Source organism: Acidisoma cellulosilyticum, assembly GCF_020621385.1.
GTDB lineage: Bacteria > Pseudomonadota > Alphaproteobacteria > Acetobacterales > Acetobacteraceae > Acidisoma > Acidisoma cellulosilyticum.
Genome location: NZ_JAESVA010000007.1, coordinates 79,324 through 93,896, shown reverse-complemented (window position 1 = coordinate 93,896; position 14,573 = coordinate 79,324). Strand labels below are relative to the sequence as shown.

The window sequence follows — 14,573 nt, the reverse complement described above, 5'->3', positions numbered from 1 at the left end:
CATGGTCAGGTAATCTCCGGCTCAACGCGCCACAGGGCAAAGGGGAAGCTCGGGTCAAGCGAAACGCTTTGCCATTTTCCTTGCCAGGTCCGGCGGCGACCCGGCACAAGGTCCGTCACGGTCAACGCGCCATTGTCGGGCACACGCCAGGCATAGAAGGGAATGATGGTATTGGCGCTCTGCGGCTTGGCCGGATCGAGGCTGACGGCGACGATAACGACGTTGCTGCGATCCGCATTCGATTTTTCGTAGATCATGACCTGGTCGTTGTCGGATGGCAGAAAGCGCAGGCCGAGATGGGATTGCAGCGCCGGGTTCTGCTGCCGCAACCGGTTGAGCAGCGTGATCTCAGCCACAATATTGCCGGTCCGCTGCCAATCCCAGGCGCGGATCTGGTATTTCTCGGAATCGAGATATTCTTCCCGGCCGGGTAGCGGCGTCGCTTCGCAGAGTTCGAAACCGGAATAGACACCCCACAAACCGGCCAAGGTCGCGGCCAATGCCGCACGGATCAAATGACCCGGCCGGCCGGACGTCTGCAAAAAGACCGGATTGATGTCGGGCGTATTGACGAAGAAATTCGGGCGGAAGAAATCCGCTTCCGGACCGGTCGTCAGCGTCGTCAGATAATCTTCCAGTTCGGCGCGCGTATTGCGCCAGGTGAAATAGGTATAGGACTGGCTGAAGCCGATCTTGCCGAGCCGGTTCATGATCTTCGGCCGCGTGAAAGCTTCCGCCAGGAACAGCGTATCCGGAAAGCGTGCCTTTACTTGCGCAATCATCCATTCCCAGAAGGGAAAGGGTTTGGTATGCGGGTTGTCGACGCGGAAGATGCGCACGCCCTGCTCACACCAGAACAGCACGACCTCGGCGAGTGCGACCCAAAGACCCGGGATGGCGTCACGCGCATAGAAATCGACGTTGACGATGTCCTGGTATTTCTTAGGCGGATTCTCGGCATATTTGATCGACCCATCCGGCCGCCAGTCGAACCAGCCGGGATGCTGCTTCAGCCAGGGATGATCGGGCGCGCATTGAATGGCGAAATCCAGCGCGATTTCCAGCCCATGCGCCGCCGCCGCTTCCCGCATATGCAGGAAATCCTCCAGCGTGCCGAGTTCAGCGTGAATGGCATCATGCCCGCCCGTCTCATTGCCGACGGCATAAGGGCTGCCGGGATCATGCGGCCCCGGCGTCAGAGTATTATTGGGGCCCTTGCGATTGCTATGGCCGATGGGATGGATCGGCGGAAAATAAAGAACGTTGAATCCCATATCGCGAATGCGCGGCAGGTGCTTTTCCACATCGCGGAACGTGCCGTGCCGCGCGGGATCGTCGCTCATCGAGCGGGGGAAGATTTCATACCAACTGGCAAAACGGCTTTCCAGCCGATCGGCATCGATGCTGTGAATGCCGGACCGCGTCGCGAAGGGACGCGGATCGATATCCATCATCTGCTGCGCAATCTCGGCCGAGAGCAGCAACGCGATCCTGTCTTCCTGCGATGCCAGATCAAAGCGCGCGAGCGCCTGGCCCAGCGGCGCACCGGCGGCGGCCAGCAGATGCCGGCCCTCCATCAACTCCACCGTCACATCAACACCGGCGCGATGCTTCTTGCCCAGCTCATCGCGGTAGCTCGCGAATTGATCGCGCCAGGCTTCGACGAAGAATTCATAGACGCCGATTTCAGCGAGGAAGAAGGGCGCCTGCCAACGGTCGTTATTGATCAGGTTCAACCGCGCCTGCTGCCAGGACGCGTCCCCTGTCTTGCGCCAATGCAAAGCGGCCGAAAGCTGGTCATGCCCGTCACACAGGATATCGGCGGTGACGGTGACGATTTCACCGGCCAGACGTTTCACGGGAAACCGCCCGTCATCCACGGACGGGGCGACCGCTTCGATCGCGACCCGCTGGGACAGGTCGGCCGCCTTTTTCACCGTCTCGGTCAAGGCCGGCGCAGGCTTGGCTTCCGTCTTGTGGCGGCGGAGCAGCAGGGTCTTCAACGCACCCGGTTCCAGCGACAGCGACTGCGCCATCGCCGTGCCGGGCAGAAAGCGACCGCTCAGCGCCGTCATGGCGTTTTCGATCGGTGCCGTCACACGCCGCCGCAAGGACGGGTTGAACAGCATCAACTCCGCCTCTTCTGCGAAGCGCAGATCGGCTTCGCTGCGAACGAACGAGAAGACATCGCCGGTCGGGCTGCCGATGCGCAGCGTCGTGCCATTGCCGGGAATGGCCGTGACCTGCCGCAAAGCCGCCGCCAGATCGGGCAAGGTTTCGCGCGGCAAATCATGCCCGCGCCGCGCATCCCAGGGCCTGGTCGCGCCGGATTCGAACCCCATCGGCATCATCAGCCCCTGGCCGGTAGCGGCGGCGAAGTTCACCAGCCGTTTTTGCGCGTTGCCGAGCAGACCGATATCGCCGATGGACGCGGCCAAGGGCTTGCCGAAGGGATCTTCCAGCGGCGCAATGGTCGGCGCGATGCCGTCCAGCATCGCCGCCTCCTCCCAGAACCAATCGCTGCGGAAATCCCACCAGGGCAATGACGAGAAAACGAAATCGAGGCCGCTGCCCGATAGAGCCTTGACCTCGGCCCAAGGCAGTCCCGGCGTCCAGCCGAACAACTCGCCGGTGTCAGCGCCGCCGATCGACCGGAGAAACGCCAATCGTTCGGCAGGCGCAATCTGCTTGAGGTCGACCCGAAAGCCGGCGATCCCGGCTTGCTGCCATTGGGCCAGGTGGGACGCCCAGAAATCACCCAGTTCGGCCGCCGCATTTGTCCAATCGGCCGAAGCCGCGCCGGCAAATCCCGCATAATGCCGCGGGTCGCGCGCGTGATCGGCAGCCGGCACCGTGAACAGCCCTGCGCCCGCATTCTCCGCGACAAAGCCAGGATAGATATCCAGCAGCGGCCGCAGCCCTGCGCTTCTGGCCGCCTTGGCATAGGCCGCCAGAGCCTCATCCGCCGTACCGTCCCAGCCTAACCCGTCGAAAACACGAGAGAAATCGCTCGGCAATTGCAGGCTGGGGCCGGCGAAGAATGGCGCGCTCAGAACATGGGTAAAGCCCAGACCCGCCGCATGGTCGAACCATTTCCCCCAATCGCCGATCGGCCCGGCCAAAAGAGGGTGAAACAGATAGATGCGCGGCGTTTCCCGCGCGGATGCCGGCGCGGAAGCCAGCCTCTCGGCACTGGGCGCATTGATCTTGTTCTGAAATGTCATCGGCTTCTCTCTCCGTCTCGTCATACCGGCACGAGGGCGGAGGCGGATGTCGAAGCGCCCCCCACGAACGGATATGGGGCTGATCCCGCCAGTGTCAGTCCGGCCTTCATCACAACGGCTTTAGCGAGGCCTGGGTGCCAGACGTCTTCCGCCGCCAGGATCGGCGCTCTAGACTTTCGCCAAAATAAACAAGAGACGTCCATGCTCCTTATCTATGGCGATGCCATCATTGATTTTTTGCCAACGGCGATGCCGGTGCCCGGGCAGGCCAGCGGCCTGTCGCCTTATCTGCCGGTGGCCGGCGGTTCCTGCTTCAATGTCGCCCTCGGGCTCGGCCGGCTGGGCGTGCCGACCGGCTTCATGGGCGGGCTTTCGACCGATTTCTTCGGCCAGTTTCTGGCCCAGCGCCTGACCGAGGCCGGCGTGTCGCTGAATTACGCCAGCCGCCTGCCGGAAGGCAGCACCCTCGCCTTCGTCGAATTGTCAGGCCAGGAGCCGCAATACGCCTTCTTCGACCGGGAGACCGCCATGCGTCGCTGGCGCCGGGCAGAGGCGCCGATGCTCACCCCGGATATCGACCTTCTCCATATCGGCTCCGTCCCGCTCATCGCGGACCCTGTCGCGGATGAGGCGGAAGCGCTGTTCCGGGAGCAGCAGGGGCAGCGGCTGCTCTCGATCGACCCCAATTGCCGGCCGAGCCTGGTGGAGGACCCGACCCGCTATCATGCGCGCATGCAGCGGCTGCTGAGCCTCGCCGATATCATCAAGCTGTCGCTCGCCGACCTGGCCTATCTCCTGCCCGGCGTGCCACCCGAAGCCGCCGCCCGCCGCTGGATCGAGGAAGACGGCGCGACCCTGGTGGTCTTGACCCAGGGGGCCGAGGGCGTCACCGGCTTCACGGCTCAGGGCAAGGTGCATTGCCCGGCCCGCCGTGTCGCGGTGATCGATACCGTCGGCGCCGGGGACAGTCTGACCGCCGGCCTGTTCTGGCAGTTGCACAAGGCGGGCTTCCTCACGCGCGACAGGCTCGGCACCCTGCCGCTGACGGCGCTTGAGGCCGCGCTGGCGGCAGCGGTCCAGGTCGCGGCGGTCACTTGCGGCAGGCTGGGCGCGGATATGCCCTGGTTACCGGAATTGACGGAGCCGGTTGACGGTTAGGGCCTTGTCCTATCCGCTTTAGGGGGTTGTCCTCTGGCCCCACTGCGCTGCACCATGCGGCCTTGCGAGAGCGGAGCGCCCCCATGCCGATCATCAATCGGATTGCCGATTTCCATGAAGATATGACCGCTTGGCGGCGGGATCTGCATGCCCATCCGGAACTCGGCTTCGATTTGCCGCGCACCAGCGCGGTGGTGGCCGAGCGCCTGCGTGAATTCGGGGTGGATGAAGTCGTCACCGGTATCGCCCAGACCGGCGTGGTCGGCGTCATTCGCGGTCGCAATGCCGGGAACGGCCGCGCCATCGGCCTGCGCGCCGATATGGACGCGCTGCCGATCCCGGAAGAAACCGGCGTCCCCTATGCCTCGCTCAATCCCGGCGTCATGCATGCCTGCGGCCACGACGGCCATACCACCATGCTGCTCGGCGCCGCCCGCTACCTGGCGGAGACGCGGAATTTCGATGGCACCGTCTATGTCATCTTCCAGCCCGCCGAGGAGGGTGAAGGTGGTGCCAAGGTGATGGTGGATGAGGGTCTGTTCCAGCGCTTCCCCATGCAGCAGGTCTTCGGCATGCATAATTGGCCGACCCAGCCCGCCGGCACCTTCGTCTGGGGCAATGGTGCGGTGATGGCCGCGACCGGTGAGATCACCATTACCGTCACGGGCCGTGGCGCCCATGGCGCCAAGCCGAATGAAGGCGTCGATCCTATCCTCGTCGCCGCCCATATCTTGACCGGGCTGCAATCGATCGTCGCCCGCCGGATGGAGCCGACCGAGGCCGGCGTCGTCACCATCGGCAGCATCGTCTCGGGTGTCGCTTCCAACGTCATCCCCGAACGCGCGGTGATGACCGGCACCTCGCGCTGGTTTTCCCCCTCGGTCGGCGACGTGATCGAAGCGGGCGTGAAGCAGATCGCGACCGGCGTGGCCGCGGCCTTCGGTGCCACCGCCGTGGTCGAATTCAAGCGCAACTATCCGGCGACCGTGAATGATGTGGAGGCAACGAAGCTCGCCACGTATGCGGCGGAAACGGTGGCGGGTTCGGCCCGCGTGTCTGAGATGGAACGCCCGACCATGGGCGCGGAAGACTTCTCCTATATGCTGAACGAGAAGCCCGGCAGCTATATCATGCTGGGCACGGCGCGTGGCGCGAACGACCCTGGGCTGCACCACCCGCTATTCGATTTCAATGACGAGGTTCTGCCCGTCGGCGCGTCCTATTGGGCGACGCTGACGGAGCAGTTGCTGCGGGCATAGGACTAGCCAAGATTTCGGAGCAGACTAGAGCGTTTCCTGCTCGCTTACGCTCGCAGATACCGCTCTAGATTATTGTTTTTGCGAGCATCTTCACACAGTCAGATGATTCCATCTGACTGTGATCTGCTCTAGATGCCGAAAAGCATTGATTGTCAGGTTCGCATCGGCACCCGTTGGGAGCGAATGAGTATAGATGAGGCGCTCCTGCAACAGGGAAAGCTGGTGAAGCGCTGCCCTGAATGCCACGGCCCAGTGCGGGCTCACAAAACTGGCACTACAGGACAAGCTGAGCACTTTGAGCATCTGCAGGGACACAGCGGATGCAGCTTGAGCAGCATCTGGGACGGACACAGCAGAAGTCTTCATCCATTGGCTCTTGATTAGAGTCTGTCGGATTTTAATAGATAATTCGTCATCCGCGCACTCGTTGCGCGGACCTACCCGCCGCGGCGCCCAGACAGCCGCTTGCCTGCGCGCAAGGGTACACCCGCGGAACAAGTCCGCGGGCGATAGATTTGGGGGCGTTTCCGACTAAGCCTGACGGACTCTAGCCCAGTGTCAAATTTGTCCTTGTCGGGTATATTCTACAAGCAAAGTAGAAGGCGTCGATCGTCTCAGCTACCGCTGAACCAGTTATAGCCCTGGTCTTCCCAATAGCCGCCCGGATTGTCATTGGTGACAAACAGGGACACGACATATTTCGGGTTCTTGAAGCCGAGCTTGGTCGGAATGCGCAGCCGCATGGGGAAGCCGAATTCCGTCGGCAGCGGCTTGCCGATGAAGTCGAGCGCCAGAATGGTCTGAGGATGCAGCGCGCTCGGCATGTCGATGCTTGAATAATAGCGGTCGGCGCATTTGAAGCCGACATATTTGGCCCGCGTATCGGCACCGATCTTTTTCAGGAACAGATGCAGCGGCACGCCGCTCCATTCGCCGATCTGGCTCCACCCCTCGACGCAGATATGCCGGGTGATTTGGTTTTCCTGTGGCATGGTCCGCAGCCGGGCCAAGGTCCAGGGCGTCTTGTCATCGACGAGGCCGGAGACTTCAAGCTTCCAATCCGACGCATCGATCTCCGGCGCGTCATCCTCGTCATAGAAGGCGTTGAAGCGGAACGGATTGGTGATGCGGCTGGCGGGGAAGGTGGCGGCCAGCCTTGTCTTGCTGAACAGCAAGGCCTGCACGCGATCGTTGAAGCGGGACATGGCGAACAAGGCGCGGTCGACCTCATCGCCGTCCGACAGGTTGCAGCCCGTCAGCATGGTCAGCGCCCCGAGGGACAGGCCTGTTTTCAGGAGCAGGCGGCGCTCGACCCGCTTGAGTTCGGGCGCGGCATCGCGGGGACGGATCAATCCGGTGTCACGCTTCATGGCGCATTCCTGCCTTATCATCCATCCGCACGCGACCGGTGATCATGCTCGGCAGGGTGCGCGGCACGATGATGACAAGCGCCAGATGGATGATGACGAAACCGACGATGCCCGTCATGGCGATGAAATGCAGCCAGCGGAGCGAGGGATAGCTGCCCAAAGCGGCCGCAAGCCATTCGAATTGCACCGGCTTCCACATCGCGAGACCCGAGAGGAAAGCCAGAATGCCCAGAAGCAGAACGGCCAGATACAGCAGCTTCTGCACGGCGTTATAGACGCCCGGCGTATGCGACAGATTGAAATGCAGCGCGGAGCGGAAATCCGACAGCACGCCACGCGCACTAAGCGGAAAAAAGCTCCGCTTGAAATGCCGCGAGGCGAGCCCGTAGCCCAGGTACAGAATGCCATTGGCGATCAGCAGCCACATCATGGCCAGATGCCAGGCAATGGCCCCGCCCAGCCAGCCGCCCAGCGTCATGAACGGCGGGAAGGCGAAAGGCAGCAGCGGTGAGGCATCATAGATCTGCCAGCCGCTCATCACCATGCAGACGATCGCAAAGGCGTTCACCCAATGCGTTATCCGCACGATAAGCGGGTGAACCAGGACCGATCGACCCCTGGCCGGTCGGGAAGCTGCGTTAGACATTGGCGGTCTCCGCGGACAAGGGCCGATATCGGCCCCTGTCCTTTAGGCCCGATGACGATGTTATTGCGGCGGCGTGATGCCGTTGCGGCCGAACAGCACGGCGGCCGCCGTCTTGGCGTCGCCCTTGGCAGGAACGACGATAACCTTCACGCCGCTGGTGACTTCGGTCATCGCACCAGGGGCAATCGTCACGATCGGCACATCGGCCGGCACGACGATCGCCTTCTCGCCGCCCTTGTATTTGACCATCATCGTATTGCCGTTGGAGGTCACCAGATCGCCGACCGTGCCGTTGGTCATGGAGCTGTTCTTGCCCAGATCCCAGTCGTAATGGCCTTCGCCGACGCCGACCATGCTGGGCGGGAAGACCGTCACTTCGACGGCGCGCAGCTTGCCGCCGCCGCCCGCCACGGGCACGGCCGCGCTGCCGATATAGCTGCCGGATTTGATATCCGTCATGGCGCCCGTGGTCTCGCCCAGATAATGCGTATCGGCGGTCAGGGCGAAGGTCTCGGCAGCGCCACTGCGCGTCGTGATGCTGATCTCAGTCGCTGTGATGGCTGTCACCGTCCCGCGGACGCGCTTGGGTGCGGCCGCCTGGGCAAGGGCGATACCGCCCAAAAGTGCCAGGCCCATGGCCGCCGTCGCGATGAATGTCTGTCGCATGATTTGTCCTGTCTGACTGAAAGCCGGTAATGGACGGCAGTTCGCAGCTTCATCCTTGCGGGATGCAAGGCAAAGTTCCGTCACATCTCATTCCAAGCTTGGTGATCGTTGGATGCACACCAACGCTATACGTCCGTCACCCCGCCCAGGTTACGCGGATTGCCATCGCGCCACGCTTGCCGTTCTCAGGCGCAGACACCGGCCAGGCAGGGTTTATTCCCGGGATGTCGAAAATAAATTGAAGTTAATGTTTTCTCTCGCGTCCTGGCGCATCTGAGTTGCATCTGGTGATGTCATAATACCAGTCTGGTTGACAGCCTTCGTCCCGGCGCCATCTCCCGTTCGGGCGGTGGCCTATGCCTCTCCGCCCAATCAACAGCCCGTGAGTGGCTGTGTCTGAAGATCGGACGGGAGGAGATTGTCCCATGGCAGAAGCAGCGCAGGACAAGCGCTATATTTTCTATCTCGTGCTTGTCGCTCTGGCGGGCTGGGCGCTCGCGTCCTACGACGTCAATCTTCTCGTCCTGGCACTGCCCGATATCGCGAAGTCGCTGCATATCTCGGAAACCGGCATCGGTATCCTCGGCTTCTTCGTCTACGGCGCCCAATTCTGCATCACGATCTTTGCGGGCTACGGCATGGATCGTTTTGGACGCAGGCGTGTCTGGATGATCTGCCTCGCCGGCACCGCCATTTTCACCGGCCTCACCTATTTCGTGCAGGGTTTCTGGGAGTTGGTGGCGGTACGGGCCCTGGCCTCCGGCCTCGCCTATTCGGAACTCGCGGTCTCCATCACCATCGTCAACGAGCAGGTGCCGGCCAAGGGTCGCGGACTGCTTTATTCCATCGTCCAGGGCGGCTGGCCCCTCGGCCTGTTCTTCGCCTCCGCCGTCTATCTCGCTTTCGGGCAATTCGGCTGGCGTTTCGTCTTCCTGCTCGGCGTCATTCCCATCATCGGCGTGATCGTCGGGCGCCTGTTCGTCCGCGAATCCGATCGCTATGAGCATGTGCAACAGGTTCGCGAGGCGCAGGCCAAGGGCGATGACACAAAGCTGCAGGCGCTGCTCGCCCAGCGCGCAGTCGCGGTGGAGGAGATCGAGCGCGTCACGCTCGGTCAGCTGTTTGCGGCGTCACCCGCGATCAGGCGACAGCTCATCTGGCTGACCGTCGCCTGGATCTGCTACGGCGCCAGCTATGTCGCGAGCAATTTCTACATCACCTATTGGCTGACCAAGTTCAAAGGCTTCTCCTCGTCAGAGGCCAGCACCCTGCTGCTGGTGACGGGCGGTATCGGCTTCTTCTTCTATATCCTGGGCGGATGGCTGGGCGAGCGTTTCGGCCGGCGCGAGGTCATCATCGTGACGGCGATCCTGGTCGCCCCGCTCAGCCTGATCTTCCTCTACGCCCAACAGACCTGGCTGGTGGTCACCGTCTATTTCCTGCTCTATCAGGTCACCAACGGCACCTGGGCCTCGGCCGGCTATGCCTATCAGGCGGAAAGCTTCCCGACGCGCATGCGGGGCACGGCGGTCGGTTTCCTGAGTGCCATGCAGGTGCTGGGCTTCGTCATCGGCACGCTGCTCTGGACCTTGCTGAGCGACACGACCACGCCGACCGGCACCTGGCTTGTGCTCGCCGTCGGCGTCTCGATCGGCATGTGCGCCGTGATCTTCCTGCGTCACATCAAGCCGAACCAGGAGTTGGAGGCGATCAGTCAATAGATGGGCGCGGCCTCGCTATTGCTGGCGGCCCTGTTGCGCTTGCAGACGCAGCAGAGCCGTCAGCAATCCGAGTGTCGGCGCGGGCACCGATGCCATTTCCGCCAGGGCGAGCGGGATCGTATATAGCGCGTCGATTTCCATCGGCCGGCCAAGCTCCAGGTCCTGCAAAATGCTCGGCTTATGCGGGCTGGAGCGCACCGCCTTCACGATCGCGTCGATATCCGGCGCGATCATGCAGCCAAGCCCGCGCGCAATCGCGATCCCCTCAGCGAGCAGCGCCCGCACCGCCGCCTCGACCGTCGGATCAGCCAAGGCGACATTCATGGGCGCGCGAGCCAAGGCGCAAATCGGTCCCGTCGCGATATTCCAGGCGAGCTTCGTCCAGATCGCGTCCCGGATCTGGTCCGTGACCTCACACACAAAGCCGCCTGCACGCAGGATAGCGGCCAAGGCCGCTGCCCTTGACGATCCCTCGCCTGTCGGTTCGCCCAGGATGATGCGACTTTTGGCGCTGAGCACGCGAACGGTGCCGGGCGCCGTAACGGTGCAGGATGAGTAGACGACGCCGCCCACGGCGCGCTCGGGGCCGATATGGCGCCAGACGATGCCGTCCGGATCGATCTCCGCAAACTGCCTGCCTGCCAGATCGCCTTTAAGACCATGGCAATACCACCAGGGTATGCCGTTCATGACGAAGACGACGGGCGTATCCGGCCTCAGCAACGGTGCGATGGCCGCGGCGACAGCGGTCAGCGCCGGTGCTTTGACCGTCACCAGCACGGCGTCCTGTGGACCCAGATCGGCGGGATCATCGCTGGCGCGCGGATGCGCTGTCAGCGTGCCGTCCGGTGTTTCGACCCGCAATCCCTGCTCTCGGATGGCCGCAAGCTGCGACCCGCGTGCGACCACGGAAACATCGGCGCCACCCGAAACCAGGCGCGCCGCGACATGGCACCCGATGGCGCCCGCGCCATAGACACAGACCTTCATACCGGCACTCCCCGATCTCTGGTCTGCTGTAACGCTAGCGGCGCAGGAAGGCCAGGAACCGATGCTCCGCGCGTCGGAAGGTGAAGATCAGGGTGAAGGAGATGCAGGCATACAGCACGCCGGCGATGCCGAAGGACCAGAAGGGTTCATAGGTCGCGGAATTCGCGTCATTCGCGACCTTCAGGATATCGGGCACCGTCGCCGTGAAGGCCAGCGTCGTCGAATGCAGCATGAGGATGACCTCGTTGCTGTACAGCGGCAAAGCCCGCCGCAGTGAGCTTGGGATGATGATGCGGCGATACAGCGTGAAGCCCGACATGCCGATGGCCCGCGCCGCCTCGATCTCGCCGAAGGCCATGTCGCGCATCGCGCCCGCGAAAATCTGCGTCGTATAGGCGCCGGTATTCAGCGCGAAGGCGAGCAATGTGCAGTCAATGCCCTGGCGGAAGAAGGCGTTCAGGAAGCTCGTATGCTGGACGATGCTCAGGCTGTAGATGCCAGTATAGATGATCAGCAGCTGCACATAAAGCGGCGTGCCGGTGAAGACGAAGACATAGGTCCAGACCGGCAGGCGGATGAAGGGGTTGCGCGCATTCCGCGCAACCGCCAGCGGCACCGCCAGGCAGAAGCCGATCAGGCAGGAAATCACCAATAGCCAAAGCGTCATGGCGACGCCGGTCATGGTATAGCCGTCGGTATAAAGCAGCGGGCGCCAGTATTGCTGGATGATGTCGATCATGACGCGGCCCTCCGCACGCCGACGGAATAGCGTTTCTGCAGCAGCATCAGCACGCCGTTGGAGGCCGTTGTCAGGACAAGATAGACGACGGCGGCCAGCACCGAGAAGAAGAAGGTATTGAAGGTCGCCTTGCCCGCGTCCTGCGTCGCCTTGATGATATCGGACAGGCCGATGATGGACACCAGCGCCGTCGCCTTCAGGATGACCTGCCAGTTATTGGCCAGGCCCGGCAGCGCATAGCGCATCATCTGCGGGAACAGGATGCGGCGGAAGGCATAGAAGCGGCGCATGCCGAAGGACCGGGCGGCCTCCATCTGCCCGCGCGGCACGGACATGAAGGCGCCCCGAAAGGTCTCGGTGAAATAGGCGCCATAGATGAAGCCGAGGGTGATGACGCCACTGGTGAAGGGGTCGAGGTTGAACTGGTCCAGGCCCAGCGCATCCGTCAGATCGTTCAGCCAGATCTGCAGGCTATAGAACAATAGCAGCATGAGAACGAGGTCCGGCACGGCGCGGATGATCGTGGTATAGACGGTCGCGATACCCACCGCGATGCGGCTGCGGGACAGTTTGGCCGAGGCGCCGAGAAGACCGATCAGGAAGGAGACGATCAGGCTGAGGATCGACAGCTCGATCGTCGTCAGCGTGCCGGACAGAATGATCGGGCCGTAGCCCCCGAGATTGAACATTCAACTCCCCTTCCGGCAGCGACGATAGAAAAAGGGCCGCAGACTGATGCGTCTGCGGCCCTCTCGGAACAGTCTTAGTTCGCGCTGGTCTGGTAGATGTTGAAGTTGAAATACTTGGACTGCAGCTTGTCGTAGGTGCCGTCCTTGTGCAGCGCCGCGATCGCCTCGTCGATCTTGGCGAGCAGCGCCGTCTCGTTCTTGCGCACGCCGATGGCGACGTAGGACCCAAGGACGTCCTTCGGATCGTCAGTGATATTGGCGACGAGCGCGTAATCGGCGCCCTTCGGGGTCTTCAGGAAGCCGTAATCGGCTTCGACGGAATCCTGCAGCGACGCATCCAGACGGCCGGTGAGAAGATCGGCATAGACCTGATCCTGACCGGGATAGGAGACGACCTTAACGCCGGCCGGCTTCCAATAGGCATTGGCGTAGGATTCCTGAATGGTGCCGGCTTCGACGCCGACCGTCTTGCCCTTCAGGCTGTCGACCGTCGCCGCGATGCCCGAACCCTTCTTGGCGATCAGGCTGGTCGGCTCGTCATACATCTGGGTGGAGAAGGAAATGGCCTTCTCGCGCTCCGGCGTCTTGGACATCGAGGACAGGATGGCGTCGAACTTGCGGGCCTGCAGCGCGGGAATGATGCCGCTGAAGGTCTGGGACACGAACACGCACTTGACCTTCAGATAGGCGCAGATGGCGCGGCCCATATCCATGTCGAAGCCGACGAACTCGCCGGAGGGCGACAGGCTCTCGAAGGGCGGATAGGTCGCGTCGACGCCGAACTTCAGCTCGGTAAAGGCCTTGGCATGGGCCGGACCCGTGCCGGTCAGACCGAGCATCATCACCGCCAGCGCGCCGGCAGCCAGAAGCTTCTTCATCAGGTAGTCTCCCTTTGGTCTTGCGGACCCGGGCAGCGCGCCCGGTCAGCTTGATACCGTTGAAAGGCGATATGGTCGGTAACATGCAAGCGACAGGCCATGCGCGTCACGAGACGACGGGACCGATGCCGTCGCCGCCGCCCCTCTGCTACTAAATCCGCGCGACAGCAAGCCGCTCGGTTCCTCCCTACCCACTCGAAACGTCTTTTTCCACAAAATGAGTCAATTGCTTGACAGGCGCCGCCTGTTGCAGGGATCAATCAGCTTTTCGCGAAAGACATAAGCGCACAATGGCTCTGGTGCAGGCAGACCACGCAACCACCGTCCTCAAGACCGGGGTGGAAGCGCTCCGTGTTGACGGCATGCATAAAAGCTTCGGTCCGCATGAGGTGCTGAAGGGCATCTCCATGACCGCGCATGAGCATGACGTCATCGCCATCCTGGGCAGCAGCGGCTCCGGCAAAAGCACCTTTCTGCGCTGCATCAATTTGCTTGAGATGCCGAATTCCGGCGAAGTCCGCATCAAGGGCGAGCTCATCAAAATGCGCCGCCACCGCGACGGCACGCAGGAGCCTGCGGACGCGCGACAGGTGGAGCGTATCCGCCGCGAACTCGGCATGGTCTTCCAGCAGTTCAATCTGTGGAGCCATATGACGGTCATCCAGAATTTGATCGAAGCGCCGATGCATGTGCTGGGTCTGGGCAAGCGCGAAGCGATCGAACGGGCCGAGGCCATGCTGGAGAAAGTCGGCCTGACCGCCAAGCGCGACGCTTATCCCATTCAATTGTCCGGCGGCCAGCAGCAGCGCGTCGGCATTGCCCGCGCCTTGTGCATGGAACCGGCCGTTTTGCTGTTCGATGAGCCGACCTCGGCACTGGACCCCGAACTGGTGGGCGAAGTGCTGGCCGTAATGCGCAAACTGGCCGAGGAAGGTCGCACCATGCTGGTCGTCACCCATGAAATGGGTTTCGCGCGGCAGGTCGCCAATCGCGTCGTCTTCCTGCACCAAGGCAAGATCGAGGAGGAAGGCACGCCGGACGAGGTCTTCCTCAACCCGAAATCCGATCGCTGCCGGCAGTTCCTATCGCGGATTCACAACTGAAGACGCGATGATCGCGGCGCCGATTTCAATAGCCGTCATCCGCCCCTTATCGTTATCCGCGCCCTCGTTTTTCATTCGTCATCCGCGCACTTGTTGCGCGGACCCACCCGTTATGGCGCCCGGACGGCGT

12 protein-coding genes are annotated in these 14,573 nt (G+C 62.4%); 4 read left to right on the top strand and 8 right to left on the bottom strand.

From position 1 onward, the window contains the following. Positions 1 to 5: 5 nt before the first annotated feature. Positions 6 to 3,224 carry an alpha-1,4-glucan--maltose-1-phosphate maltosyltransferase gene (locus tag ACELLULO517_RS19180; RefSeq protein WP_227309031.1) on the bottom strand — a complete coding sequence of 1,073 codons (3,219 nt, stop codon included), beginning with the start codon at positions 3,222 to 3,224 and terminating at the stop codon, positions 6 to 8. Between the two features lie 201 nt (positions 3,225 to 3,425). Between ACELLULO517_RS19180 and ACELLULO517_RS19175 the strand changes: the two genes are divergently transcribed. Then, positions 3,426 to 4,382, top strand: coding sequence for a carbohydrate kinase family protein (locus ACELLULO517_RS19175; protein ID WP_227309030.1), 957 nt, complete (start codon positions 3,426 to 3,428; stop codon positions 4,380 to 4,382). A gap of 83 nt (positions 4,383 to 4,465) precedes the next feature. Beyond that, positions 4,466 to 5,641, top strand: coding sequence for a M20 aminoacylase family protein (locus tag ACELLULO517_RS19170; RefSeq protein WP_227309029.1), 1,176 nt, complete (start codon positions 4,466 to 4,468; stop codon positions 5,639 to 5,641). Positions 5,642 to 6,255: 614 nt separating this feature from the next. Here ACELLULO517_RS19170 and ACELLULO517_RS19165 read toward each other — a convergent pair. Genes ACELLULO517_RS19165 through ACELLULO517_RS19155 form a run of 3 tightly spaced genes read right to left on the bottom strand, consistent with a single transcriptional unit; the run spans position 6,256 to position 8,323 of the window. After that, positions 6,256 to 7,011 carry a molybdopterin-dependent oxidoreductase gene (locus ACELLULO517_RS19165; protein WP_227309028.1) on the bottom strand — a complete coding sequence of 252 codons (756 nt, stop codon included), beginning with the start codon at positions 7,009 to 7,011 and terminating at the stop codon, positions 6,256 to 6,258. Beyond that, the gene (locus ACELLULO517_RS19160) at positions 7,001 to 7,657 is read right to left on the bottom strand and encodes a cytochrome b/b6 domain-containing protein (protein WP_227309027.1); all 657 of its coding nucleotides are present in this window, start codon (positions 7,655 to 7,657) and stop codon (positions 7,001 to 7,003) included. The genes ACELLULO517_RS19165 and ACELLULO517_RS19160 overlap by 11 nt, the downstream gene beginning before the upstream one ends. A 60-nt stretch (positions 7,658 to 7,717) precedes the next feature. Beyond that, on the bottom strand, positions 7,718 to 8,323 hold the full coding sequence (locus ACELLULO517_RS19155; protein ID WP_227309026.1) for a hypothetical protein: 606 nt from the start codon (positions 8,321 to 8,323) through the stop codon (positions 7,718 to 7,720). Positions 8,324 to 8,748: 425 nt separating this feature from the next. On the opposite strand from ACELLULO517_RS19155, the gene ACELLULO517_RS19150 reads away from it, so the two are divergent. Further along, entirely contained in the window at positions 8,749 to 10,044 is a 1,296-nt protein-coding gene (locus ACELLULO517_RS19150; protein WP_227309025.1) for an MFS transporter, read from the top strand. A gap of 15 nt (positions 10,045 to 10,059) precedes the next feature. On the opposite strand, the gene ACELLULO517_RS19145 is transcribed toward ACELLULO517_RS19150, so the two are convergent. The 4 genes from ACELLULO517_RS19145 to ACELLULO517_RS19130 form a co-directional block, all read right to left on the bottom strand. Then, on the bottom strand, positions 10,060 to 11,034 hold the full coding sequence (locus tag ACELLULO517_RS19145) for a ketopantoate reductase family protein (RefSeq protein ID WP_227309024.1): 975 nt from the start codon (positions 11,032 to 11,034) through the stop codon (positions 10,060 to 10,062). A gap of 34 nt (positions 11,035 to 11,068) precedes the next feature. Then, complete coding sequence (locus tag ACELLULO517_RS19140) at positions 11,069 to 11,773, bottom strand: ABC transporter permease (protein WP_227309023.1); 705 nt, start codon at positions 11,771 to 11,773, stop codon at positions 11,069 to 11,071. Beyond that, positions 11,770 to 12,462: an ABC transporter permease gene (locus tag ACELLULO517_RS19135; RefSeq protein ID WP_227309022.1), complete on the bottom strand. Its 693-nt coding sequence runs from the start codon at positions 12,460 to 12,462 to the stop codon at positions 11,770 to 11,772. Before ACELLULO517_RS19135 ends, ACELLULO517_RS19140 begins: the two co-directional genes overlap by 4 nt. A 74-nt stretch (positions 12,463 to 12,536) precedes the next feature. Then, on the bottom strand, positions 12,537 to 13,340 hold the full coding sequence (locus ACELLULO517_RS19130; protein WP_227309021.1) for a transporter substrate-binding domain-containing protein: 804 nt from the start codon (positions 13,338 to 13,340) through the stop codon (positions 12,537 to 12,539). A gap of 290 nt (positions 13,341 to 13,630) precedes the next feature. Here ACELLULO517_RS19130 and ACELLULO517_RS19125 point away from each other — a divergent pair, with 290 nt between their 5' ends. Beyond that, positions 13,631 to 14,443, top strand: a complete 813-nt coding sequence (locus ACELLULO517_RS19125) for an ABC transporter ATP-binding protein (protein ID WP_319796441.1) — start codon at positions 13,631 to 13,633, stop codon at positions 14,441 to 14,443. The last annotated feature ends 130 nt before the right edge of the window (positions 14,444 to 14,573 follow it).